The organism is Sporosarcina sp. FSL W7-1349, from assembly GCF_038003045.1.
In the GTDB taxonomy this organism is placed as follows: domain Bacteria; phylum Bacillota; class Bacilli; order Bacillales_A; family Planococcaceae; genus Sporosarcina.
Genome location: NZ_JBBOOK010000001.1, coordinates 1,432,962 through 1,454,408, shown reverse-complemented (window position 1 = coordinate 1,454,408; position 21,447 = coordinate 1,432,962). Strand labels below are relative to the sequence as shown.

Annotated in this window: 22 protein-coding genes; all 22 read left to right on the top strand. The window is 48.6% G+C overall.

What is annotated here, in order from left to right; genetic code table 11:
* Window positions 1-5 precede the first annotated feature (5 nt).
* Entirely contained in the window at window positions 6-1,007 is a 1,002-nt protein-coding gene (ftsY, locus tag MKY41_RS07270; RefSeq protein WP_340744398.1) for a signal recognition particle-docking protein FtsY, read from the top strand.
* Between the two features lie 67 nt (window positions 1,008-1,074).
* Window positions 1,075-1,407: a putative DNA-binding protein gene (locus MKY41_RS07265; protein ID WP_340745653.1), complete on the top strand. Its 333-nt coding sequence runs from the start codon at window positions 1,075-1,077 to the stop codon at window positions 1,405-1,407.
* A 12-nt stretch (window positions 1,408-1,419) separates the two neighbouring features.
* A complete protein-coding gene (ffh, locus tag MKY41_RS07260) occupies window positions 1,420-2,775 on the top strand; it encodes a signal recognition particle protein (protein ID WP_340744397.1) in 1,356 nt (451 codons plus the stop codon).
* 357 nt (window positions 2,776-3,132) lie between these two features.
* Complete coding sequence (rpsP, locus tag MKY41_RS07255; RefSeq protein ID WP_041074015.1) at window positions 3,133-3,405, top strand: 30S ribosomal protein S16; 273 nt, start codon at window positions 3,133-3,135, stop codon at window positions 3,403-3,405.
* 15 nt (window positions 3,406-3,420) lie between these two features.
* A complete protein-coding gene (locus tag MKY41_RS07250) occupies window positions 3,421-3,654 on the top strand; it encodes a KH domain-containing protein (RefSeq protein ID WP_340744396.1) in 234 nt (77 codons plus the stop codon).
* A gap of 97 nt (window positions 3,655-3,751) precedes the next feature.
* Window positions 3,752-4,267, top strand: a complete 516-nt coding sequence (gene rimM / locus MKY41_RS07245) for a ribosome maturation factor RimM (protein WP_340744395.1) — start codon at window positions 3,752-3,754, stop codon at window positions 4,265-4,267.
* Window positions 4,267-5,004: a tRNA (guanosine(37)-N1)-methyltransferase TrmD gene (gene trmD, locus MKY41_RS07240; protein ID WP_340744394.1), complete on the top strand. Its 738-nt coding sequence runs from the start codon at window positions 4,267-4,269 to the stop codon at window positions 5,002-5,004. Before rimM ends, trmD begins: the two co-directional genes overlap by 1 nt.
* A 132-nt stretch (window positions 5,005-5,136) precedes the next feature.
* Window positions 5,137-5,481 carry a 50S ribosomal protein L19 gene (rplS, locus tag MKY41_RS07235; protein WP_041074021.1) on the top strand — a complete coding sequence of 115 codons (345 nt, stop codon included), beginning with the start codon at window positions 5,137-5,139 and terminating at the stop codon, window positions 5,479-5,481.
* 106 nt (window positions 5,482-5,587) lie between these two features.
* On the top strand, window positions 5,588-6,154 hold the full coding sequence (lepB, locus tag MKY41_RS07230; protein ID WP_340744393.1) for a signal peptidase I: 567 nt from the start codon (window positions 5,588-5,590) through the stop codon (window positions 6,152-6,154).
* Between the two features lie 13 nt (window positions 6,155-6,167).
* Window positions 6,168-7,019 (top strand): ribosome biogenesis GTPase YlqF, encoded by an 852-nt coding sequence (ylqF, locus tag MKY41_RS07225; RefSeq protein ID WP_340744392.1) that lies wholly within the window; start codon window positions 6,168-6,170, stop codon window positions 7,017-7,019.
* A 119-nt stretch (window positions 7,020-7,138) separates the two neighbouring features.
* Window positions 7,139-7,996: a ribonuclease HII gene (locus MKY41_RS07220; RefSeq protein ID WP_340744391.1), complete on the top strand. Its 858-nt coding sequence runs from the start codon at window positions 7,139-7,141 to the stop codon at window positions 7,994-7,996.
* Entirely contained in the window at window positions 7,917-9,968 is a 2,052-nt protein-coding gene (locus MKY41_RS07215; RefSeq protein ID WP_340744390.1) for a hypothetical protein, read from the top strand. Before MKY41_RS07220 ends, MKY41_RS07215 begins: the two co-directional genes overlap by 80 nt.
* Window positions 9,965-10,273 (top strand): EscU/YscU/HrcU family type III secretion system export apparatus switch protein, encoded by a 309-nt coding sequence (locus MKY41_RS07210; RefSeq protein WP_340744389.1) that lies wholly within the window; start codon window positions 9,965-9,967, stop codon window positions 10,271-10,273. The genes MKY41_RS07215 and MKY41_RS07210 overlap by 4 nt, the downstream gene beginning before the upstream one ends.
* A 124-nt stretch (window positions 10,274-10,397) precedes the next feature.
* Window positions 10,398-11,558: an ADP-forming succinate--CoA ligase subunit beta gene (sucC, locus tag MKY41_RS07205; protein WP_041074029.1), complete on the top strand. Its 1,161-nt coding sequence runs from the start codon at window positions 10,398-10,400 to the stop codon at window positions 11,556-11,558.
* Between the two features lie 18 nt (window positions 11,559-11,576).
* Window positions 11,577-12,479 carry a succinate--CoA ligase subunit alpha gene (gene sucD / locus MKY41_RS07200; protein WP_041074031.1) on the top strand — a complete coding sequence of 301 codons (903 nt, stop codon included), beginning with the start codon at window positions 11,577-11,579 and terminating at the stop codon, window positions 12,477-12,479.
* Between the two features lie 119 nt (window positions 12,480-12,598).
* Complete coding sequence (gene dprA / locus MKY41_RS07195; RefSeq protein WP_340744388.1) at window positions 12,599-13,486, top strand: DNA-processing protein DprA; 888 nt, start codon at window positions 12,599-12,601, stop codon at window positions 13,484-13,486.
* Between the two features lie 204 nt (window positions 13,487-13,690).
* Window positions 13,691-15,766, top strand: a complete 2,076-nt coding sequence (topA, locus tag MKY41_RS07190) for a type I DNA topoisomerase (RefSeq protein ID WP_340744387.1) — start codon at window positions 13,691-13,693, stop codon at window positions 15,764-15,766.
* 26 nt (window positions 15,767-15,792) lie between these two features.
* Window positions 15,793-17,103, top strand: a complete 1,311-nt coding sequence (trmFO, locus tag MKY41_RS07185; protein ID WP_340744386.1) for an FADH(2)-oxidizing methylenetetrahydrofolate--tRNA-(uracil(54)-C(5))-methyltransferase TrmFO — start codon at window positions 15,793-15,795, stop codon at window positions 17,101-17,103.
* 583 nt (window positions 17,104-17,686) lie between these two features.
* Entirely contained in the window at window positions 17,687-18,586 is a 900-nt protein-coding gene (xerC, locus tag MKY41_RS07180; protein ID WP_340744385.1) for a tyrosine recombinase XerC, read from the top strand.
* A gap of 12 nt (window positions 18,587-18,598) precedes the next feature.
* Window positions 18,599-19,141, top strand: a complete 543-nt coding sequence (hslV, locus tag MKY41_RS07175; protein ID WP_340744384.1) for an ATP-dependent protease subunit HslV — start codon at window positions 18,599-18,601, stop codon at window positions 19,139-19,141.
* Entirely contained in the window at window positions 19,138-20,541 is a 1,404-nt protein-coding gene (gene hslU, locus MKY41_RS07170) for an ATP-dependent protease ATPase subunit HslU (RefSeq protein WP_340744383.1), read from the top strand. The genes hslV and hslU overlap by 4 nt, the downstream gene beginning before the upstream one ends.
* Window positions 20,542-20,623: 82 nt before the next feature.
* On the top strand, window positions 20,624-21,400 hold the full coding sequence (gene codY, locus MKY41_RS07165; protein WP_340744382.1) for a GTP-sensing pleiotropic transcriptional regulator CodY: 777 nt from the start codon (window positions 20,624-20,626) through the stop codon (window positions 21,398-21,400).
* Window positions 21,401-21,447: the final 47 nt, after the last annotated feature.

The following is a 21,447-nucleotide window of genomic DNA, read 5'->3' as shown; positions in this document are numbered from 1 at the left end:
CGACAATGTCTTTTTTTAGAAAACTGAAAGAGAAAATAACAGGGACCAATGAAGCGGTAACGGAAAAGTTCAAAGATGGTTTATCCAAAACACGCAATCAGTTCACTTCCAAAGTGAATGATCTCGTCGCCCGTTTCCGGGAAGTGGACGAGGAATTTTTTGAAGAGCTGGAAGAACTGCTCTTGCAAGCGGACGTCGGTTTTGAAACGGTCATGGAATTGATCGACGAATTGAAATTGGAAGTGAAACGGAAAAATATCAAAGATACATCCGGCATCCAATCTGTCATTTCTGAGAAATTGGTCGAAATCTACAAAGCGGGCGAAGAACTGGACAATAGCCTGAACATCCAGGAAGATGGCTTGACGGTCGTATTGATGGTCGGAGTCAACGGCGTCGGGAAAACAACGACCATCGGAAAACTGGCGGCACGTCTCATGGCAGAGGAGAAAACGGTCATGTTGGCGGCGGGTGACACGTTCCGAGCGGGCGCCATCGATCAGCTCGTTGTCTGGGGGGAGCGGGCCGGCGTAGAAGTGATCCGACAATCTGAAGGGTCCGATCCGGCAGCTGTCATGTATGATGCTATCCGGGCGGCAAAGAAACGGAATGTCGATGTCCTCATCTGCGATACCGCGGGCCGTTTGCAAAACAAGGTCAACTTGATGAATGAGTTGGAAAAAGTTCATCGCGTCATAGGCAAGGAAGTGGAAGGGGCGCCGCATGAAGTGCTCCTTGCGCTTGATGCAACGACCGGGCAAAACGCGCTCATCCAAGCGGAAACCTTTAAGGAGGCGACCGATGTGACGGGCATCGTCTTGACGAAGTTGGATGGGACGGCAAAAGGCGGAATCGTCCTTGCCATCCGCAGCAAGCTGAATATCCCGGTCAAGTTCGTCGGTTTGGGCGAAGGTGTCGACGATCTGCAGCCATTCGACCCGGAGAAGTACGTCTACGGCCTTTTTGCTGAAGGATTGGAAGCGGAGCCCGAAGAAGAGGACAAGTAAATTTCCTTGACAGTGTTTCATTGTCATACTATGATGACAGGTGAAGAAGCGGGAGGCATGGCCGATGGTGCTTGAAAAAATGACACGCATTAACTTTCTCTTCGATTTCTATCAATCATTGTTGACAGAAAAACAGAGACATTATATGGAATTATATTATTTGGATGATCTTTCACTCGGTGAGATTGCCGAGGAATTTGGAGTGTCGCGCCAAGCCGTCTATGATAATGTACGGCGGACCGAAGCGATGCTTGAAGATTATGAAACGAAATTGAATTTATTTGCCAAATTCCAGAAACGGGTGGACATCGTTGAACAGATCGAACTGCTGCTCGATGGCGAGGATGATCGCACGCATGCCATCCGAAAACTGGTGAGTGCGTTAAAAGAACATGAGTAGGAGGCCGCCTGCATGGCATTTGAAGGATTAGCCCAGCGCCTGCAAGGGACGCTTCAAAAGATAACGGGCAAGGGGAAAATTAGCGAAGCTGACGTCAAAGAGATGATGCGGGAAGTCCGATTTGCATTGATTGAAGCGGACGTCAACTTGAAAGTAGTAAAAGAATTTGTCAAAACGGTCAGTGAGCGGGCTGTCGGCCAGGATGTCATGAAAAGCCTGACACCCGGTCAACAAGTTGTAAAAATCGTTAAAGATGAACTGACCAGCCTGATGGGGGGGGAACAGAATCCCATCCAATTTTCACGGAAATCACCAACGGTCATTATGATGGTTGGTCTGCAAGGTGCGGGTAAAACGACGACGACTGGTAAATTGGCAACCATTTTGCGTAAACGCCATAACAAAAAACCGCTCCTCGTCGCGGCAGATGTCTACCGGCCGGCTGCTATCCAGCAGTTGGAAACTCTCGGAAAACAGCTGACTATGCCGGTATTCGCACTCGGAACCGATGTATCGCCGGTCGAAATCGTCCGCCAGGCATTGGAAGAAGCGGAAAAGGAACATAACGACGTCGTCATCATCGATACGGCGGGACGTCTCCATGTCGATGAGGCACTGATGCAGGAATTGAAGGATATCCGCGAACTAAGCAATCCAGATGAAGTCTTCCTCGTCGTCGATGCGATGACTGGACAAGACGCAGTCAATGTCGCCCAAAGTTTCAATGAAACGATCGGCATCACGGGTGTCGTCCTGACGAAGCTGGACGGAGATACGCGAGGCGGAGCGGCCCTCTCCATCCGTTCCGTCACCCAGAAACCGATTAAATTCGTCGGAATGGGCGAGAAAATGGATGCGTTGGAGGCATTCCATCCAGAGCGGATGGCTTCCCGGATCCTCGGCATGGGCGATGTCATGTCCCTGATCGAGAAAGCGCAGGAAAATGTCGATGAAGAGAAGGCGAAAGAGCTGGAGCAGAAATTCCGCACCCAGACGTTCACACTCGACGACTTCCTCGACCAGCTTCAACAAGTCAAAAAGATGGGGCCGCTCGATGAACTGCTGAAAATGATGCCCGGCGCCAATAAAATCAAAGGGCTGGAAAATGCCAAAGTCGATGAAGGCCAGATGGGACGCGTCGAAGCGGTCATCCGCTCCATGACAATCCCGGAACGGACCACTCCGGAAATCATCAACGCCAGCCGTAAGAAACGGATCGCCAAAGGCTCCGGAACATCTATCCAGGAAGTCAACCGGCTCCTGAAGCAATTCGACGAAATGAAAAAAATGGTCAAACAAATGACCAACATGCAGCAAAAAGGCAAAAAGAAAATGCGGATGCCGGGGTTTGATTCGTTTTTTAAGTAAGACACCGATGTGGGAGGAACCGGCTATTTCTATGTGTGAAGAAAAAAACTTAGTTGATTGGAGTGAAAGGCGGCGACTCCTGGGGGATTAGCAGGACAGGTGAGACCCCGCAGGGAGCGAAGCGAGCGAGGAGGCTCACCGCCCGCCCCCCGGAAAGCGTCCGCCTGCTCCTGTCGCTGCGCTTTCGTCGCAAACGAAATTTGGAACGGAAATCAACGGTTAGTAACCCTGTACACTGCATGTAGATATTAATTTCATTTGACAAAATTTCAGCTGTTAAGAAAAAACACTTTACAAACATCGGAAACCTTGATAATATACTATCTTGTGTGAAACTAATCGGAGGTGCAAGAAAAAATGTCAGTTAAAATTCGTCTAAAACGTATGGGAGCAAAGAAATCTCCTTTCTATCGTATTGTTGTTGCGGACTCACGTTCACCACGTGACGGCCGTCAAATCGAAACAGTGGGAACTTACAACCCATTGACAAAACCGGCTGAAGTCAAAATCAACGAAGAGTTGGCTTTGAAATGGCTACAGAATGGTGCGAAACCTTCTGATACAGTACGTAACCTGTTTTCTGACCAAGGCATTATGGAAAAATTCCATAACGCAAAATACGGCAAATAATCAGGAGGGGTGTACATGGAGCAGCTGATTGAAACAATCGTCAAACCGTTAGTCGATTATCCCGGAGATGTCCAAGTCATAATGGATGAGCAGGATGCCCGCATCATCTATAAACTTTCCGTGAATCCGGAAGACATGGGGAAAGTGATCGGAAAGCAGGGACGTGTGGCGAAAGCGATACGTACAATTGTTTATTCAGCGGCGAGCAGTCACCACGGTAAAAAGGTTTTTGTCGATATTATCGATTGACCGCAACATCATATGTCTGGATATGAAAAAGGGAGGAGCCTATGTTCCTTCCTTTTTTGTCCAACAGCCTCCACATTATCAGAGGATGGTGTATAAGATGAACTATTTCAATGTAGGAAAAATCGTCAACACTCATGGCATCCGAGGGGAAGTCCGCGTTATCTCCCGTACCGATTTTCCGGAGGAACGCTATGCGCCCGGCAGTCAGCTGGCGCTCTTCATGCCGGGTAGTAAAACCCCAATACCTCTCGTCGTCGCAAGCCATCGCCAACACAAGAACTTCGACCTGCTGACGTTCGAGAACCACCCGAACATTAACGACGTGGAGAAATACCGGGACGGCATATTGAAAGTGTCTGATGAGCAGCTCGGCGACCTGGAAGAAGGGGAATTTTATTACCATGAAGTGATCGGTTGCACCGTCTTTACGATGGAAGGGATGGAAATCGGGACAGTGACCGAGATTTTGGAAACCGGAGCGAACGACGTCTGGACGGTCACTCCTGCACAAGGCAAGCCGCATTATATCCCGTATATCGAGGAAGTCGTCAAGGAAGTCGATGTCGATGAGAAGAGAATCGTCATCGAACCGATGGAAGGATTGTTGTCTTGATGAAAATCGATGTGTTGTCGCTGTTTCCGGAAATGTTTGAAGGCGTGCTGCACTCGTCGATCCTAAAAAAGGCGCAAGCGAACGATGCGGTGTCGTTTTCGGTGACGGATTTCCGCGATTACTCCACAGACAAGCATCGCAAAGTGGATGATTATCCTTACGGCGGCGGTGCGGGGATGGTATTGAAGCCCGAGCCTCTTTTCGGCGCAGTGGACGCGCTCACAGCAGGACTTGATAAGGCGCCGCGGGTCATCCTCATGTGTCCGCAAGGCGAGCGCTTCACTCAGAAGAAGGCGGAAGAACTCTCTGCCGAAGATCATCTGATCCTTCTCTGCGGCCATTATGAAGGCTATGACGAGCGGATTCGCCAACATCTAATCACGGATGAGATTTCGCTCGGGGATTTCGTTCTGACTGGCGGAGAAATTGCGGCAATGGCGATCATCGACAGCGTCGTCCGTCTTTTACCGAATGTGCTTGGAAATTCGGAATCACCGGTTCTCGATTCCTTCTCAACGGGATTGCTAGAACATCCGCAATATACAAGGCCTGCCAATTTCAATGGCATGGAAGTGCCGGAAGTCCTGCTGTCGGGCAATCATGCCGAAATCGACAAATGGCGGGAAGCGCAGTCGCTGATCCGGACGTTCCAGCGCCGGCCGGATCTTCTGGAAAATGCGCCGCTGACCGATCATCAACGTAAATTGTTGGAACAACTAAAAGATGAAAAAAAATGAACAGAGAACCTTGCGCGCCCTTGCCCTGTATGGTATTATCTACTATGTACTTCTATGCGAAGTGCATACTGACTGATGTTCCGCTGCAAAGGCAAGAGATGCAAGAGCATCTGTGGAGAAGGAGAGAAAATCATGCAAAGTCTTATTGCAGAAATCACAAAAGATCAGCTTCGTACTGATCATCCGACATTCCGTGCGGGAGACACAGTCCGCTTGCACGTGAAAATCGTAGAGGGAACGCGTGAGCGTATCCAAATTTTCGAAGGTGTCGTCATCAAGCGTCGTGGAGGCGGAATTAGTGAAACGTTCACAGTCCGTAAAATCTCCAACGGTGTAGGTGTGGAACGTACATTCCCTGTACACACGCCGAAAATCGCAAAACTTGAAGTGACACGCCGTGGTAAAGTACGCCGTGCGAAATTGTACTACCTTCGCAGTCTGCGCGGAAAAGCTGCACGTATCAAAGAAATCCGCTAATAGCAAACATAAGAATTCGGGAGCCGGATATTCGGCTCCCTTTCTTTTTGCCTCGGAAAAGAATAGATTGTACAATAGGTGTAGAAGGATGCGGGAGGCTTTGGCTATGAATGAAAACCAAGAGAAAAAGAAGAAGAATGAAACATGGGAATGGATGAAAGCATTACTGATCGCGTTCGGTTTGGCGGCCATCATCCGAATTTTCCTCTTCACCCCAATCGTAGTGGACGGGGAATCGATGATGCCGACATTGGAGGACGGCGATCGAATGATTGTCAATAAAATCGGTTATACAATCGGAGAGCCGGACCGGTTTGACATCGTCGTATTCCACGCGCCGGAACAGAAAGACTATATCAAGCGGGTGATCGGCCTGCCTGGCGATACGGTGGAGTATCGGGATGATGTCCTCTATATTAACGGGGAACCGTACGAGGAACCATATTTGGAACAAAACAAATCAGAAGTGCCCAATCCTCCATTGACGGAAGATTTCACACTGGAAGAGAAAATCCAAAGCACGACCGTACCGGAGGGCCATGTCTTTGTCATGGGGGATAACCGAAGAAGAAGCAAGGACTCCCGTCATATCGGGGCCGTGGCGATCGATGAAATTATCGGCAGCACCAAATTTGTCTTCTGGCCGATCAGTGATTTTGGCGCGGTGAAATAAGGAGGCAAAAATTGTGACAATCCAGTGGTTTCCAGGTCATATGGCGAAAGCTCGCCGGGAAGTGACCGAACAATTGAAGTTGGTGGACATCGTATTTGAATTGATCGATGCCCGGCTTCCGCTATCTTCCCGAAACCCGATGATCGATGAAGTGATTCACCAAAAACCGCGATTGCTTATCTTGAACAAGATGGACCTTGCGGATGAGGCGGAGACGGCCCGCTGGATCCGCCATTTTGAAGAGCAAGGCATCCGTGCGGTAGCCATCAATTCATTCGAAGGAAAAGGGCTACAAACCGTCACAAAGGCGGCAAAAGAGGTCATCGCACCGAAGTTGGAACGGATGCGGAAGCGTGGGATTCGCCCAGGCGCTATCCGCGCAATGATCGTCGGCATCCCGAATGTCGGCAAATCGACGCTGATCAATCGGTTGGCCAGGAAGAACATAGCCAAGACCGGCGATAAGCCGGGGGTGACCAAAGCCCAACAATGGATCAAATTCGGCAAGGAATTGGAATTGCTGGATACACCCGGCATCCTATGGCCGAAGTTCGAGGATCAGGAAGTCGGATACAAACTGGCGCTGACCGGGGCCATCAAGGACTCCATCGTCAATATGGAAGATTTGGCAGTGTATGGGCTCCGTTTCCTTGAGGCGCGCTACCCGAATCGATTGGCCGAGCGATACGGCTTGTCAACCGTCGGAGAGGACATCCTAGCCGTCTTTGAACAAATCGGGGAACTCCGGAAAGTGTACGCAGCCGGCGGTGAAATCGATTATGACAAAGTCGCCGAGTTGATCGTCCGCGATATTCGAAATGAACAGCTCGGTAAGTTGACCTTCGACTTTATCGGAACTAAATAAAATACAAAGGCCGTTGCCGACCCGGGCAAACGGCCTTTTTCGCCGTTCCGGTCGAAATAACGTAGAGAGTGCCGATATAATAGAGTAAAGAGGAACGGCAGATGGAAAGGGGATTGGCAATGAGCACCGTAAGAGAAATTGTGGAACAGCTGCAGGCTGCGGAGGAACCTAAAGAGTGGATGGAAGAGCTCCGTGCCGATTCACGTGCAGGGGTGAAAGCCGCCTTGAACCGTTGGAATCGCCAATATGAGAAAAAAAAGAAGATTCGGGAGGAATTTGATAAGAAATGTGCCTTCGATTTGGCATATGCCCCGTTTGAAGGTGCATTGATTGCCGGTGTAGATGAAGCGGGAAGGGGGCCGCTCGCAGGCCCTGTCGTCAGCGCAGTCGTCATATTGCCTAAGGAAACACCTGAATTGATCGGACTGGACGATTCCAAAGCAATCCCGAAAGAGGAGAGGGAACGGCTTGCACGGAAAATCCGCGAAACGGCTGTCGCCTATTCAGTCCACGTCCAATCGGTAGAAAAAATCGATGAAATAAATATTTACGCGGCAACCCGGGATTCGATGGAACAAGCGGTGAACGCCTTGCCGATTCAGCCGGATATCGTACTCGCCGATGCTATGACCTTATCCGTGGCTTGCCGTACCGAGTCAATCATTAAAGGGGATGCGCAAAGTTTAGCAATTGCCGCCGCATCCATTTTGGCAAAAACGACAAGGGATGCGTTGATGGAAGAGCTACATGAACAATATCCCGCTTACCAATTCGCAAAGAACGCCGGCTATGGGACGAGTGAACATTTGAATGCGCTGCGGTTGCACGGTCCGTGCAGCCACCACCGGACAACTTTCGAACCGATCAAGACGATGCTGGGAGAGAGGGGGCAGGAAATTGGATTATCCGATCATGACGCCATTGACCAGCCAATCAGCAACGGGCATCAGTCAAAACAGGCCGCTTACTCTAAATGAGGGGCAATTATTCCATGGGCAAGTGAAGCAATTATTCCCAGGGCAAATGGCAGAAGTGCAAATCGGGTCCCACAAACTTGTTGCCAAGCTGGAAGTGCCGATGAAGGCGGGTGACGCCTATTATTTCCAAGTGAGTGCAGTGAAGCCTGAACTGCAGCTGAAAATCATTTCAGGCCCTCTCCAAGGCACGGAAGGACAAGGGCGCCAGCTGGGCAGCTTGTTGGAGGCGATGCAGTTGCCGAAGACCGCAGAAATGCAATCCCTCGTCGCTTTTGCTATGAAACAGAAATTGCCGATGACCCGGGAGCAATTATTGGCTGCTGAGCAGTTGATGAAACTGGTTCCTCGCGCCCAATTGCCTGAGGCGTTGGCGACCATCCAAAAGCTGATTGATGTGAAGTTGCCGCTTACGGATGCTCATTTCCGTTCGGTATTTGGGGTCCAAGCGAAGGAAGGTCTACAAACATTGTTCCAGTCATTCAGCACTGCACTTTCCGCGGAACAGGCCATCTCTCCGCAGGTAAAAGAGGCCATCCTGGCGTCGTTAGGAAGAATAACGCAGCCGTTCGGACAAGCGACGGGAGGGGCTATCCTCGGGCAAGCCATCCTTACTTTGCTCAATCCGGGAGAGACGGCAGAAACAAAATTCAATGTCCTCCAGTTATTGAAAAATGCAGATATTCTGCCTGCCCGCACCTCCTTGGCGAACATTCAGCAAGTGCTCACCTCTTTATTGACAGAGGGAGGGTCGGAGCGCCCATTACCTACACTAGCGGGCGCCTCCCAGGCATCGCAAGCAACGGCTCAGAATCGGGAAACGTCCCAGACGCCATCAGCCGTCCCACTGACTACGGCAGCGGAATCGAAAGCTACTCCTGTCCAGGCAGCCCCAACGGAAAGCCCGAAAGCGAACGTCGCCCCGGCGCCAAACCAACCCGCTGCACTAGGACAAGCAACAACATCGGTCTTACAGCAACTCGTTGGACTATTGAGGCAAGTGGCCGCATCACCTCCCGATCAAGCGGCCATCCAGTTCGAAGGGGCAAAGGCGCTTCTAGCCAATGAAAATAGTTTGACCGGGTCACAGAGGAACGAGTTGACCGCTATCATCGATCGAGTAGCCCAGGCTCAACCGTCCCCCGGGAATACGGCCAATTTCGTCCAACAACTAAGCCAAGCCATTTACCGTATCTCTGCGCAGCAGGCGATCACAGAACCATTTTCACCAGTGACGGTGCTCCAAGGGACGGAACGCCTCGAATCCGTCATCCGGCTTGCGGAGCGTTCCGACAACCCGACAATCCAAAAAATGGTACAAAATGCGGAGGCATCGATAGCTAATGCGATTGACGGAAAAGCTATGAAAGATGCAATTCAGAGTATCATCCGGTCGTTCGGCCTCCAGTACGAAGCCGAATTGCTGTCGAAAGAGCCGGACATCGCGCGGCTGGCGGAATCTTTAAAACCTCAATTGATCGCATTAATGAGGGACTCTTCGATGTCTCCAGTACTTCGTGAGACGGCGGAAGCGATTGTCATGCGCATGAATGGTCCGTTGATCCAATCGGGCGAGACGGGGATTCAGCACCAGCTTGTCATGCAGGTGCCGCTTGAACTATTCGGCAGGAAAATCGATTCGACTTTGCAATGGTCCGGCAGAATGAAAGAGGATGGGAAAATCGATCCGGATTATGCCAGGATTTTATTCTACCTCGATTTGGAATCGATTGAGAAGACGGTTATCGATATGCAGGTTCAGAACCGCGTCGTGTCCGTTACGGTTTTCAATGACGAGGACGGCTTGAGAGCGATCGGGGCACCGCTGCAGACCAGGTTGAAGAATGGGCTTTCAGAAGCGGGCTATACATTATCCGGCGTATTCTTCAAGCCTTTTGCTGAAGAAGTGAAGCCGGAGGCCAAAAAAGCAAGCCCGATCCAAACGGATGGCCAAGGAGTTGACTTCCGCATATGAATGACGAACGCCATGTCCGAAAGGAGGCGGTGGCCCTTTCCTATGATCCGAATACCGGGGATGCGCCAAAAGTGGTCGCGAAAGGGAAAGGGAAAATCGCCGAAACTATTTTGGAGAAGGCAAAAGAACATAACGTGCCGATTCAAGAGGATCCGAGTTTGGTAGAGATTTTAGGGCAGCTGCAATTGGATCAATCCATCCCGGAAGAACTGTATTTGGCGGTCTCCGAAGTGTTCGCCTATATCTATCATATCGACAGGGAACACGGGTTGAGCAAGAAGGACCCCAGAGGGGAAAAGAAGTAAAAGTTGTGAACATTTTTCGCCAAACCTCTACATTCAGCATTCAATTGTGGACATTATTTGACATGTTTACTACAATAGATAAGGCAGTAAATTATGAGATAGTAGTTCGATGGGAGGATTTAAGATGAATATCCATGAATATCAAGGTAAACAGCTACTTAGAGAATATGGTGTAGCGGTTTCAAACGGCCTTGTTGCTTTTTCACCGGAAGAAGCGGTAAAAGCAGCGAAGGAACTCGGTACGGACGTCATCGTTGTTAAAGCACAGATCCACGCAGGTGGACGAGGAAAAGCGGGCGGAGTCAAGATTGCAAAATCTCTTGACGAAGTGCGTGCGTACGCAAAGGAATTGCTCGGTAAAACATTGGTCACTCACCAAACAGGCCCGGAAGGTAAAGAAGTCAAACGTCTTCTGATCGAAGAAGGTTCTGACATTAAGAAAGAGTACTACCTTGGACTTGTCCTTGACCGTGCAACTGACCGTGTAACACTTATGGGCTCAGAAGAAGGCGGAATGGACATCGAGGAAGTTGCAGAAGCGACTCCTGAAAAAATCTTCAAAGAAGTGATCGATCCGGTTGTTGGTCTGACAGGCTTCCAAGCACGTCGTATGGCTTTCAACATGAATATTCCAAGTCACCTCGTAAACAAAGCTGCGAAATTCATGCTTGGCCTGTACCAAGTATTCGCGGAAAAAGATGCTTCCATCGTTGAAATCAACCCACTTGTTGTAACAGGCGATGATAATGTACTTGCTCTTGACGCAAAGTTCAACTTTGATGCAAACGCATTGTACCGACACAAAGATATTTTGGAACTTCGTGACTATGACGAAGAAGATCCGAAGGAAATTGAAGCTTCGAAGTATGATCTTAGCTATATTTCCCTTGATGGAAATATCGGCTGCATGGTTAACGGCGCAGGTCTTGCGATGGCGACTATGGATACGATCAACTACTACGGCGGATCACCGGCCAACTTCCTTGATGTTGGGGGCGGCGCGACTGCTGAAAAAGTTACAGAAGCATTCAAAATTATCCTCTCTGACGAAGCGGTCAAAGGAATCTTCGTTAACATTTTCGGTGGTATCATGAAATGTGACGTCATCGCAGAAGGTGTTATCGCAGCTGCGAAAGAAGTCGGTCTTCAAGTACCTCTAGTCGTTCGTCTGGAAGGGACAAACGTCGACAAAGGTAAACAGCTATTGAACGAATCCGGATTGAATATCATCGCTGCCGATTCTATGGCGGACGGTGCTCAAAAAATTGTTGAACTCGTAGGCTAAGAAAGGCAGGGACAAACGATGAGTATTTATATTAACAAAGATACAAAAGTTATCGTACAAGGAATCACAGGCTCTACAGCACTTTTCCATACGGAACAAATGCTGGAGTACGGAACAAAAATCGTCGGCGGTGTAACACCTGGTAAAGGTGGCACAGAAGCTGCAGGCGTACCTGTATTCAACACAGTTGAAGAAGCGGTAAAAGCGACAGGCGCAAACGTTTCGGTCATTTATGTACCAGCTCCATTCGCAGCAGACGCAATCATGGAAGCTGTTGACGCAGAGCTTGATATGACAATCTGTATTACAGAGCATATCCCTGTTCTTGACATGGTCAAAGTGAAGCGTTACATGGAAGGTAAGAAAACACGTCTAGTCGGACCGAACTGCCCAGGTGTCATCACAGCGGACGAATGTAAAATCGGTATCATGCCTGGATACATTCATACAAAAGGGCATGTAGGCGTTGTATCTCGTTCTGGAACTTTGACGTATGAAGCAGTTCACCAACTGTCACAAGCCGGCATCGGTCAAACGACAGCTGTTGGTATCGGCGGAGACCCGGTAAACGGAACAAACTTCATCGACGTCTTGAAAGAATTCAATGAAGATCCTGAGACATATGCAGTCGTCATGATCGGTGAAATCGGCGGTACTGCAGAAGAAGAAGCTGCTGAATGGATCGCTGCAAACATGAAAAAACCAGTTGTCGGCTTCATCGGCGGACAAACGGCTCCAGAAGGTAAACGTATGGGTCACGCAGGTGCAATTATTTCCGGTGGAAAAGGAACAGCTGCTGAGAAAATCAAAGCACTTAATGCTGCTGGCGTTGAAACTGCGGACACGCCATCTGTCATCGGCGAGACGTTGATCAAAGTAATTAAAGAAAAAGGCCTGTACGAAAAGTGTAAAACACATTAAGATGAAGATGCAGCGCATCCAATGCGCTGCATCTTTTTATACTTGGCATATGGCACGCCAGTCTCATTCCCATGCCGGACTGCCGTGGTGTAAAGGAATAGCTGAATAGGAGGGTTTCCATGGACTTGACTGAACAGGAAAGACGTCTGCTAGCGCTCCATTACGTCTATCCCGTCCCATTGAACAGATTGGAAAATCTTTTCGAGAACGATCCCACACTCGAAAAATTGTATGCGTACCGATCGGGTCAGTTGGCCGATTTGTTGAACATCCCATTCTCAAAAGCGGACCGCTTGCACGAAAAGCTGCAGCAACAAAAGACCATCCCCTTTGTACAGCTCTACGAACGGGAAAAGATCATCCCCATACCGTTCACACACCCATATTACCCTGATTCATTACACAACTTAATTGACCCGCCTGCCGTCCTGTATACGAAAGGCGATTGGACTTTTTTAGGAAAATCGCATAAGATAGCGATTATCGGCTCCCGGAAAGCGACAACCTACTCATTGGAAGCGCTTTCCCTTATCGTGCCCCCGCTTGTGGAGCACGGGATGGTTGTCGTTTCGGGCTTGGCTAAAGGAGCAGACGCCATGGCCCATGAAGCGGCATTGTCATACGGAGGCCGTACCATCGCCGTTTTGGGACATGGTTTATTCCATTTGTATCCTAAAGAAAATGAGAAATTGGCCAAGAGGATGGGCGAAGAACAATTATTGATCACCGAGTATCCGCCCTATGTCCGACCAGCCAAATGGACATTTCCGATGCGGAATCGGATTATCAGCGGAATTTCCGAAGCCATCATTGTCACAGAATCGACAGAAAAAAGCGGAACGATGAGTACTGTCCTGCATGCTCTCGACCATGGAAAAGATGTTTTCGCCGTGCCCGGGCCGATTACATCCGCATTTTCCTTGGGGCCGAATAAATTATTACACGAAGGTGCGCAACCGCTTTGGAACGGTTTTCAAGTCGTCGGATCGCTCATTTCTGATCGCTAAACAGATCGCCTCCTTATTAAAACCTTGCATTTCTCAACAATCTAGTATACATTTTGCAACAGATATTCTTTTGAGCCCTAAATCAAAAAGAGGAACATAACCGGGACGATCTGAATAGCCGCATCCTATGATCCCGGACTTGTAAAAACCTTCTATATCACGTACCAACTAAATAAAGAGAACCTCTATAAGGAGGCAGATGTAATGGCAGACTACTTAGTGATTGTGGAATCACCAGCAAAGGCAAAAACGATCGAGCGTTATCTCGGGAAAAAATATAAAGTGCGGGCATCGCTCGGGCACTTGCGGGATCTCCCACGCAGTCAAATGGGAATCGATACAGAAAATAATTATGAACCAAAATATATTACGATCCGCGGGAAGGGACCTATCCTGCAAGAATTAAAAAAAGATGCGAAAAAAGCGAAAAAAATCTTTCTCGCGGCTGACCCCGACAGGGAAGGGGAAGCAATTGCATGGCATTTAGCCCATCAACTTGGCGTTGATACCAAGTCGGATTGCAGAGTCGTGTTCAACGAAATCACGAAAGATGCCATCAAGGAATCTTTCAAAAACCCGCGGCCGATCGATATGGACTTGGTGGATGCCCAACAGGCACGTAGAATATTGGACCGGCTCGTCGGGTATAACATCAGTCCGATATTATGGAAGAAAGTGAAGAAGGGATTATCGGCGGGAAGAGTTCAATCCGTCGCGCTCCGTCTCATTATTGATCGGGAAAATGAAATCAAGAACTTTGTCCCGGAAGAATACTGGAGCATCACCGGTTTGTTTGAAAAGAATAAGAAAGAATTTGAAGCGGCGTTTTATGGCGATGCCAAGAAAAAAGTGAAGCTGACGAACAAAGAGCAAGTCGATGAGATTTTGAAAAGCCTCGAGGGAGATTCATTCACGATACAGAATGTCGTCAAGAAAGAACGGAAACGGAATCCTGCGCTTCCGTTCACGACATCCTCTTTGCAGCAGGAAGCGGCAAGGAAATTGAATTTCCGGGCGAGGAAGACAATGATGCTTGCCCAGCAGCTATACGAGGGCATCAATCTTGGCAAAGAAGGGAATGTCGGTTTGATCACGTACATGCGTACCGATTCAACCCGGATTTCCGATACGGCGAAAGAAGAAGTGAAGTCCTTCATTGAGAAAACGTATGGCAATGAGTATGTAACGAAATCAGCTCCCGCTGTCAAAAAAGAGTCAGGAAACACGCAGGACGCCCACGAAGCGGTCCGTCCGACATCCGCCTTGCGGACACCATCGGAATTGAAGGCAGTGCTCTCACGGGACCAATTGCGGCTTTACAAGCTAATCTGGGAGCGGTTTGTCGCGAGTCAGATGGCTCCAGCGGTCCTAGATACGGTGTCAGTCGACTTGGTCAATGGGGATGTCCGGTTCCGTGCGAACGGCTCGCAAGTGAAATTCCACGGATTCATGAAAGTGTATGTGGAAGGCGATGACGATCAGGCGGAAGAGAAGGACCGGATCCTGCCTCCCTTGGAAGAAGGGGAGCAGATCAAGTATAATAAGATCGATCCGAAACAGCATTTCACACAGCCGCCTCCACGATATTCCGAGGCGCGTCTCGTCAAGACGCTGGAAGAGCTCGGAATCGGCCGTCCTTCCACCTATGCGCCAACCTTGGACACGATCCAGAAACGCGGCTATGTCACATTGGATGCTAAGCGATTCGTCCCGACTGAACTTGGGGAAATCGTCCATCAAGCGATGAATGAATACTTTCGTGATATAATAGATGTCGAGTTTACAGCGCAAATGGAAAAAGGGCTCGATAATGTCGAGGAAGGCAATATCAAATGGGTGCAAGTCATCGATGATTTCTACCGGGATTTTGAAAAGCATGTGCAAGTTGCGGATGCTGAAATGGAAAAAATCGAAATCAAAGATGAGCCGGCTGGTGAAGATTGTGAGAATTGCGGCTCGCCGATGGTATACAAATTGGGTCGTTACGGTAAGTTCATGGCTTGCTCCAACTTCCCGGATTGCCGGAATACGAAGACGATCATGAAACCGATCGGCGTCACTTGTCCAACTTGTAAAGAAGGGCAGGTCGTGGAACGGAAGGGAAAAACGAAGCGCGTCTTTTATGGGTGCGACCGATATCCAGACTGTGACTATGTATCGTGGGATAAGCCGATTGCCCGTCCTTGCCCGAAATGCGAAAGCACACTTGTTGAAAAACGGTTGAAAAAAGGTGTTCAGATTCAATGTACGAAGTGTGATTATAAAGAAGATGAACAGTAAATTATTTTATTAAAGAAGGTGACGGGATGACACCCATCGTAAATGTCATAGGAGCTGGTCTTGCAGGAAGTGAGGCAGCGTGGCAGATTGCCAGCCGCGGAGTGAAGGTCCGCTTGTTTGAAATGAGACCGGTTAAACAGACGCCGGCCCACCATACGGATAAATTTGCCGAGCTTGTTTGCAGTAACTCATTGCGTGCCAATACACTAACGAATGCTGTAGGAGTCATAAAAGAGGAGATGAGGCGGCTGGATTCCCTCATCATCAAAGCGGCTGATACTTGTGCTGTGCCGGCAGGGGGAGCCTTGGCGGTAGACCGTCATGAATTTGCAGGGAATGTGACCGAGGCGATTCGCAACCATCCGCTGATTGAGGTCATCGAAGGTGAAGTGACCGCCATTCCAGAGGGAATCACGGTCATTGCCACCGGTCCACTGACATCACCTGCGCTGGCAGAACAAATTCGTGGCCTGACTGGTGAGGAATATTTGTATTTTTATGATGCGGCAGCTCCGATCATCGAAAAAGATTCGATCGATATGTCGAAGGTCTACTTGAAATCCCGTTACGATAAAGGTGAAGCGGCTTATCTGAATTGTCCGATGGACGAAGAGGAGTTCGAGCGGTTCTATAATGCCCTCGTTTCTGCAGAAGTCGTCCCGTTAAAAGAGTTCGAGAAGGAAATTTACTTTGAAGGCTGCATGCCGGTTGAAGTGCTTGCATCCCGTGGAGAAAAAACTTTGCTGTTTGGTGCCCTGAAGCCGGTTGGGCTAGAACATCCAGAAACCGGGAAGCGGCCGAAAGCGGTAGTCCAGCTGCGCCAGGATGACGCGGCCGGCACGTTGTACAATATCGTTGGCTTCCAGACCCATATGAGATGGGGAGATCAAAAAGAAGTGATCAAACTCATCCCTGGACTGGAAAATGTTGAAATTGTCCGTTATGGTGTCATGCATCGTAACACATTCATCAACTCGCCACGAGTAATGGATGCGACGTATCAGTTGAAGTCCAATCGCCAATTGTTCTTCGCAGGTCAAATGACGGGCGTGGAAGGCTACGTGGAATCGGCCGGCTCCGGCTTAATTGCCGGCATCAATGCAGCCCGTCTTGCGCTTGGTGAGGAACCGATCGTTTTCCCTGCGGAAACGGCATTGGGAAGCATGGCCCGCTATATCACGGAAGCGGATTCGAAAAACTTCCAACCGATGAATATCAATTTCGGACTCTTTCCGGACTTAGGGGAGCGCATCAAATCTAAAGTAGAACGTGCAGAAAAACATGCAGATCGGGCGTTGGCTGCATTAGCTTCCTTCCAGCCGACCGTCGTCCAATGAAAAAAAGAAGTCCAGGTCATTGACCGATGGACTTCTTTTTTTGTGAAAACGTTTACTTAGAAAATGGAAATAAACGGCGCGGTGACGGGATTTCTGGCAAAAACCTCTTTAAATTGTGTCTGAAAAACGACAACGTTGACAGATGTCGGACATCTCGATGTTCGAGAGTTGCCTGTTGTCCGTCAATTATTGTATAGTGATTCGTGGATGACTTTTGAATTTCTAGATTAGTCTTCATTTTCGTGTTATTGGGAATTATTTGAACCAAAACCTTTCCATTTTGAACTCTTATCTGTTATAATTCTCTAGGCATTTCAACTTGATTCAGCAAAATCCCATATTCCCATAAGTGACGTGGATGAATGCTGGATAAGCATGTAATTCGACGGAGATACAAAACCCAGCTGAATAAAATTGGGCTTCCTGCGGATGTCACAGTTTTTTAAGGGAGTCAAAGGACGGAATCCTAAATTACAGGTTCCTTAATTTCCGTAAATGAGCACAGAAATATGGCAAATCGAACCTTACACTGTCCGATTTGCAATTACGCCAAGGCGTGATTGATCATATGGAGGTGGCGAAGATGACTTTACAACCTATAAGCATCCGGGATGAATATCTCTCATATGTACGTTTGGAAAAGAATTATTCTTCATACACCGTTTCAGAATATGAAAAAGACGTAAACGAATTTCTTGAATTTTTGAAAGTCGAAGGACTGGGAAGTTTGGAGGAGGTTACGTATCCGGTAGCCCGGCTGTATGTAACCCGGCTCTATGATAAGAATCTTTCCCGGTCTACCATTTCCAGAAAAATCTCTTCCGTACGTTCGTATTTCAAATTTGCCAATGCCCGGTATGATATTTCAGATATCGCATTCCGGTCTTTGCACCATCCAAAGAAGGAAGAACGGCTTCCGGCTTTTTTTTATGAAGAGGAATTGAAGTCTTTGTTTGATGCTTGTGATGGGACGGATAAGAAATCCTTGCGGGATCGTGCGCTGCTTGAGTTGTTATACGCGACGGGTATAAGGGTAAGTGAACTAACAGGGATCCGTCTGAAAGACCTGGATGATCAGCTTGGCATTGTCATGGTGATGGGGAAAGGCCGCAAGGAGCGATATGTTCCATATGGTGAGTTTGCACAAACGGCATTGAGTATGTATTTGGCGGAGAGCAGGCCCCTATTGGTGAAACTAAAAGCGCATGATGCATTGTTTGTCAATTTACGGGGCGACCCTTTGACCGATGGCGGAGTGCGCCATATTTTGAAAATGCTCATGGAACGTGCGTCACTTCATTCCAAAATCTATCCGCATATGATCCGGCATACGTTTGCGACGCATCTTCTGTCAAACGGTGCGGATATGAGGACAGTCCAGGAATTGCTAGGCCATAGTCATCTTTCATCGACGCAAGTCTACACTCATATTACGAAAGAGCATTTGAGGAGAACCTATATGAATACGCATCCGCGTGCATAGGAGGATGAATGAATGGAATTCCATGCTACAACGATATTTGCCGTCCGTCACAACGGTTCCTGCGCAATGTCCGGGGATGGACAAGTGACGGTCGGCAATCAGGTTGTCATGAAGCATACCGCCAAAAAAGTCCGACGAATATTCGGTGGCAAAGTGCTGGCCGGGTTCGCAGGATCGGTAGCCGACGCTTTTACACTATTCGAATTATTCGAAGGGAAATTGACCGAGTATAATGGCAATCTTCAAAGGGCTTCCGTCGAACTCGCCAAAGAGTGGCGAGGCGATCGGATTTTGCGGAAGCTGGAAGCGATGCTGATCGTGATGGATAAAGATCGTCTGTTGCTTGTTTCAGGTACGGGTGAAGTGATCGAGCCGGACGATGGGATCCTGGCGATTGGCTCGGGCGGCAACTACGCGCTTGCGGCAGGCCGTGCTTTGAAGAAATATGGCGGTGACCGGATGACTGCTGCTGAAATTGCACAGGCTGCATTGGAGACGGCTGCAGAAATATGCGTCTATACGAATGATCAGATCATTGTGGAGGTGCTGGAATGAGCTTTAAACAAGAACTCACCCCGAAGCAATTGACTGCTTATCTCGATCGTTATATCGTGGGGCAGGATCAGGCCAAACGGGCGGTCGCTGTTGCGATTCGAAACCGCTACAGACGTAGCCTGCTGACAGATGAGGAAAAAAGCGAAATCATTCCGAAAAATATTTTAATGATTGGACCGACTGGGGTTGGGAAGACTGAAATTGCGAGGAGAATTGCCAAACTCGTCAATGCCCCGTTTGTCAAAGTGGAAGCGACCAAATTTACGGAAGTGGGATATGTCGGGCGCGATGTGGAATCCATGGTCCGGGATTTGACGGAGGCTGCCGTCCGGATCGTTCGCGAAGAGAAGCGGGAAGCGGTGAAGGAACAAGCTGCCAAACTGGCTGAAGAACGCCTTGTCGAACTGCTCGTACCTAGTCGTAAGAAAAACGGCGGCATGCAAAACCCGTTTGAAATGCTCTTCGGAGGGCAAAAGAACGTACAAGACGAACCAGACCAGGCAGAACTAACAGAATTGAGTCGAAAACGGTCCGATATTAAGGTGAGCCTTCTCGCAGGCCGGCTGGAAGAAGAAATGATCACAGTGGAGGTCACTGCACAGCAACCGTCGCTGTACGATGCCCTGCAAGGGTCCGGCATGGAACAGATGGGCGCCAATATGCAGGATGCCTTGTCTTCTTTGATGCCGAAGAAAACAGTGAACCGCAAGATGAAGGTAAAAGACGCCCGTAAAGTGCTGGAGGCGGAAGAGGCCGACAAGTTGATCGACCAAGACGAAATCGCTCGGCATGCCGTCGAGCTGACCGAACAATCCGGCATGATCTTCATCGACGAAATCGATAAGATCGCAAGCCGCGGCGGAGCGGGTTCCTCAGCCGATGTATCGAGGGAGGGCGTTCAGCGGGATATCCTTCCCATTGTAGAAGGGTCGTCGGTTTCGACAAAATACGGCACGGTAAAAACGGATTTCATCCTTTTCATCGCTGCTGGGGCATTCCATATTGCAAAGCCGTCGGATATCATTCCGGAATTACAAGGGAGATTCCCAATCCGCGTGGAACTGGAAAAACTCTCGAAAGAGGATTTTACGCGTATTTTGAAAGAACCTGATTTCTCCTTGATTCGTCAATATGAGAAGTTATTGGAGACGGAGAATGTCATTCTTGAATTTACGGACGACGCAATCGATCGAATTGCGGAGATCGCCTTCGAAGTGAATGATAATACCGAAAATATTGGAGCGAGGCGCCTACATACCATCTTGGAGAAGCTCCTCGAAGAATTGTCGTATGAAGCGGCAGACATCGGACCTGCTACTATCAAGATTACACCTGCATATGTCGATGGGAAGTTGAATAATATCGCAAAAGATAAAGATTTGTCACAATTTATCTTATAAAAAAGTCGAATTAGTTTAATTAATGATTAAAAACCTTTAGAATATTCTATAAACGAGACAATCCTAAGGAGGAAAATTAGAAATGACTTTATTAGCTAAAACACGTGAAATCAATGCCATGCTGCAAGAGTCTGCGGGAAATCCAGTCAATTTTAAAGAAATGGCGGAAGAATTGAGCAAAGTGATCGAATGCAACGCATTCATCGTGAGCCGCAGAGGTAAATTATTGGGACTTCAAATTCATCAACAAATCGAGAACGAGCGCATGAAGAAAATGTTCCAAGAGCGCCAGTTCCCGGAAGAGTACACGAACGGCCTTTTCGAAGTGCGGGAAACGTCACCGAACCTTGATGTTTTTAGCGAACATAGTGTGTTTCCGAACGAAAACCGCGACCTATTCAAAGAAGGACTCACGACCATCGTTCCGATTATCGGTGGCGGAGAACGCCTTGGTACGCTAATTTTGGCAAGACTGCAAGAAAAATTCACTGAGGATGATTTGATCCTTGCGGAATATGGTGCCACTGTCGTCGGTATGGAAATCCTTCGTGAAAAAACGGAGCAAATCGAAATCGAAGCGCGGAGCAAAGCAGTCGTTCAAATGGCGATCAATTCCCTATCCTATAGTGAGCATGAAGCGATCGAGCATATTTTCAATGAGTTGGATGGGAATGAAGGCTTGCTGGTTGCATCCAAAATTGCGGACCGTGTCGGTATTACAAGATCGGTCATCGTCAATGCGTTGCGTAAACTGGAAAGCGCCGGTGTCATTGAATCCCGTTCGCTCGGTATGAAAGGGACGTACATCAAAGTTTTAAACAGTAAATTCCTTGAAGAATTGGAAAAGCAAAAATCATAAACTGCCCGGATTCGGCTAAGGCAGACCAACTGCCCAGCCGTTCTCTG

Coding starts and splice junctions, on each gene's coding strand:
- ftsY (WP_340744398.1), top strand. CDS start 6: ATGTCTTTTTTTAGAAAACTGAAAGAGAAAATAACAGGGACCAATGAA.
- ffh (WP_340744397.1), top strand. CDS start 1,420: ATGGCATTTGAAGGATTAGCCCAGCGCCTGCAAGGGACGCTTCAAAAG.
- rpsP (WP_041074015.1), top strand. CDS start 3,133: ATGTCAGTTAAAATTCGTCTAAAACGTATGGGAGCAAAGAAATCTCCT.
- MKY41_RS07250 (WP_340744396.1), top strand. CDS start 3,421: ATGGAGCAGCTGATTGAAACAATCGTCAAACCGTTAGTCGATTATCCC.
- rimM (WP_340744395.1), top strand. CDS start 3,752: ATGAACTATTTCAATGTAGGAAAAATCGTCAACACTCATGGCATCCGA.
- trmD (WP_340744394.1), top strand. CDS start 4,267: ATGAAAATCGATGTGTTGTCGCTGTTTCCGGAAATGTTTGAAGGCGTG.
- rplS (WP_041074021.1), top strand. CDS start 5,137: ATGCAAAGTCTTATTGCAGAAATCACAAAAGATCAGCTTCGTACTGAT.
- lepB (WP_340744393.1), top strand. CDS start 5,588: ATGAATGAAAACCAAGAGAAAAAGAAGAAGAATGAAACATGGGAATGG.
- MKY41_RS07220 (WP_340744391.1), top strand. CDS start 7,139: ATGAGCACCGTAAGAGAAATTGTGGAACAGCTGCAGGCTGCGGAGGAA.
- MKY41_RS07210 (WP_340744389.1), top strand. CDS start 9,965: ATGAATGACGAACGCCATGTCCGAAAGGAGGCGGTGGCCCTTTCCTAT.
- sucC (WP_041074029.1), top strand. CDS start 10,398: ATGAATATCCATGAATATCAAGGTAAACAGCTACTTAGAGAATATGGT.
- sucD (WP_041074031.1), top strand. CDS start 11,577: ATGAGTATTTATATTAACAAAGATACAAAAGTTATCGTACAAGGAATC.
- dprA (WP_340744388.1), top strand. CDS start 12,599: ATGGACTTGACTGAACAGGAAAGACGTCTGCTAGCGCTCCATTACGTC.
- topA (WP_340744387.1), top strand. CDS start 13,691: ATGGCAGACTACTTAGTGATTGTGGAATCACCAGCAAAGGCAAAAACG.
- trmFO (WP_340744386.1), top strand. CDS start 15,793: ATGACACCCATCGTAAATGTCATAGGAGCTGGTCTTGCAGGAAGTGAG.
- xerC (WP_340744385.1), top strand. CDS start 17,687: ATGACTTTACAACCTATAAGCATCCGGGATGAATATCTCTCATATGTA.
- hslV (WP_340744384.1), top strand. CDS start 18,599: ATGGAATTCCATGCTACAACGATATTTGCCGTCCGTCACAACGGTTCC.
- hslU (WP_340744383.1), top strand. CDS start 19,138: ATGAGCTTTAAACAAGAACTCACCCCGAAGCAATTGACTGCTTATCTC.
- codY (WP_340744382.1), top strand. CDS start 20,624: ATGACTTTATTAGCTAAAACACGTGAAATCAATGCCATGCTGCAAGAG.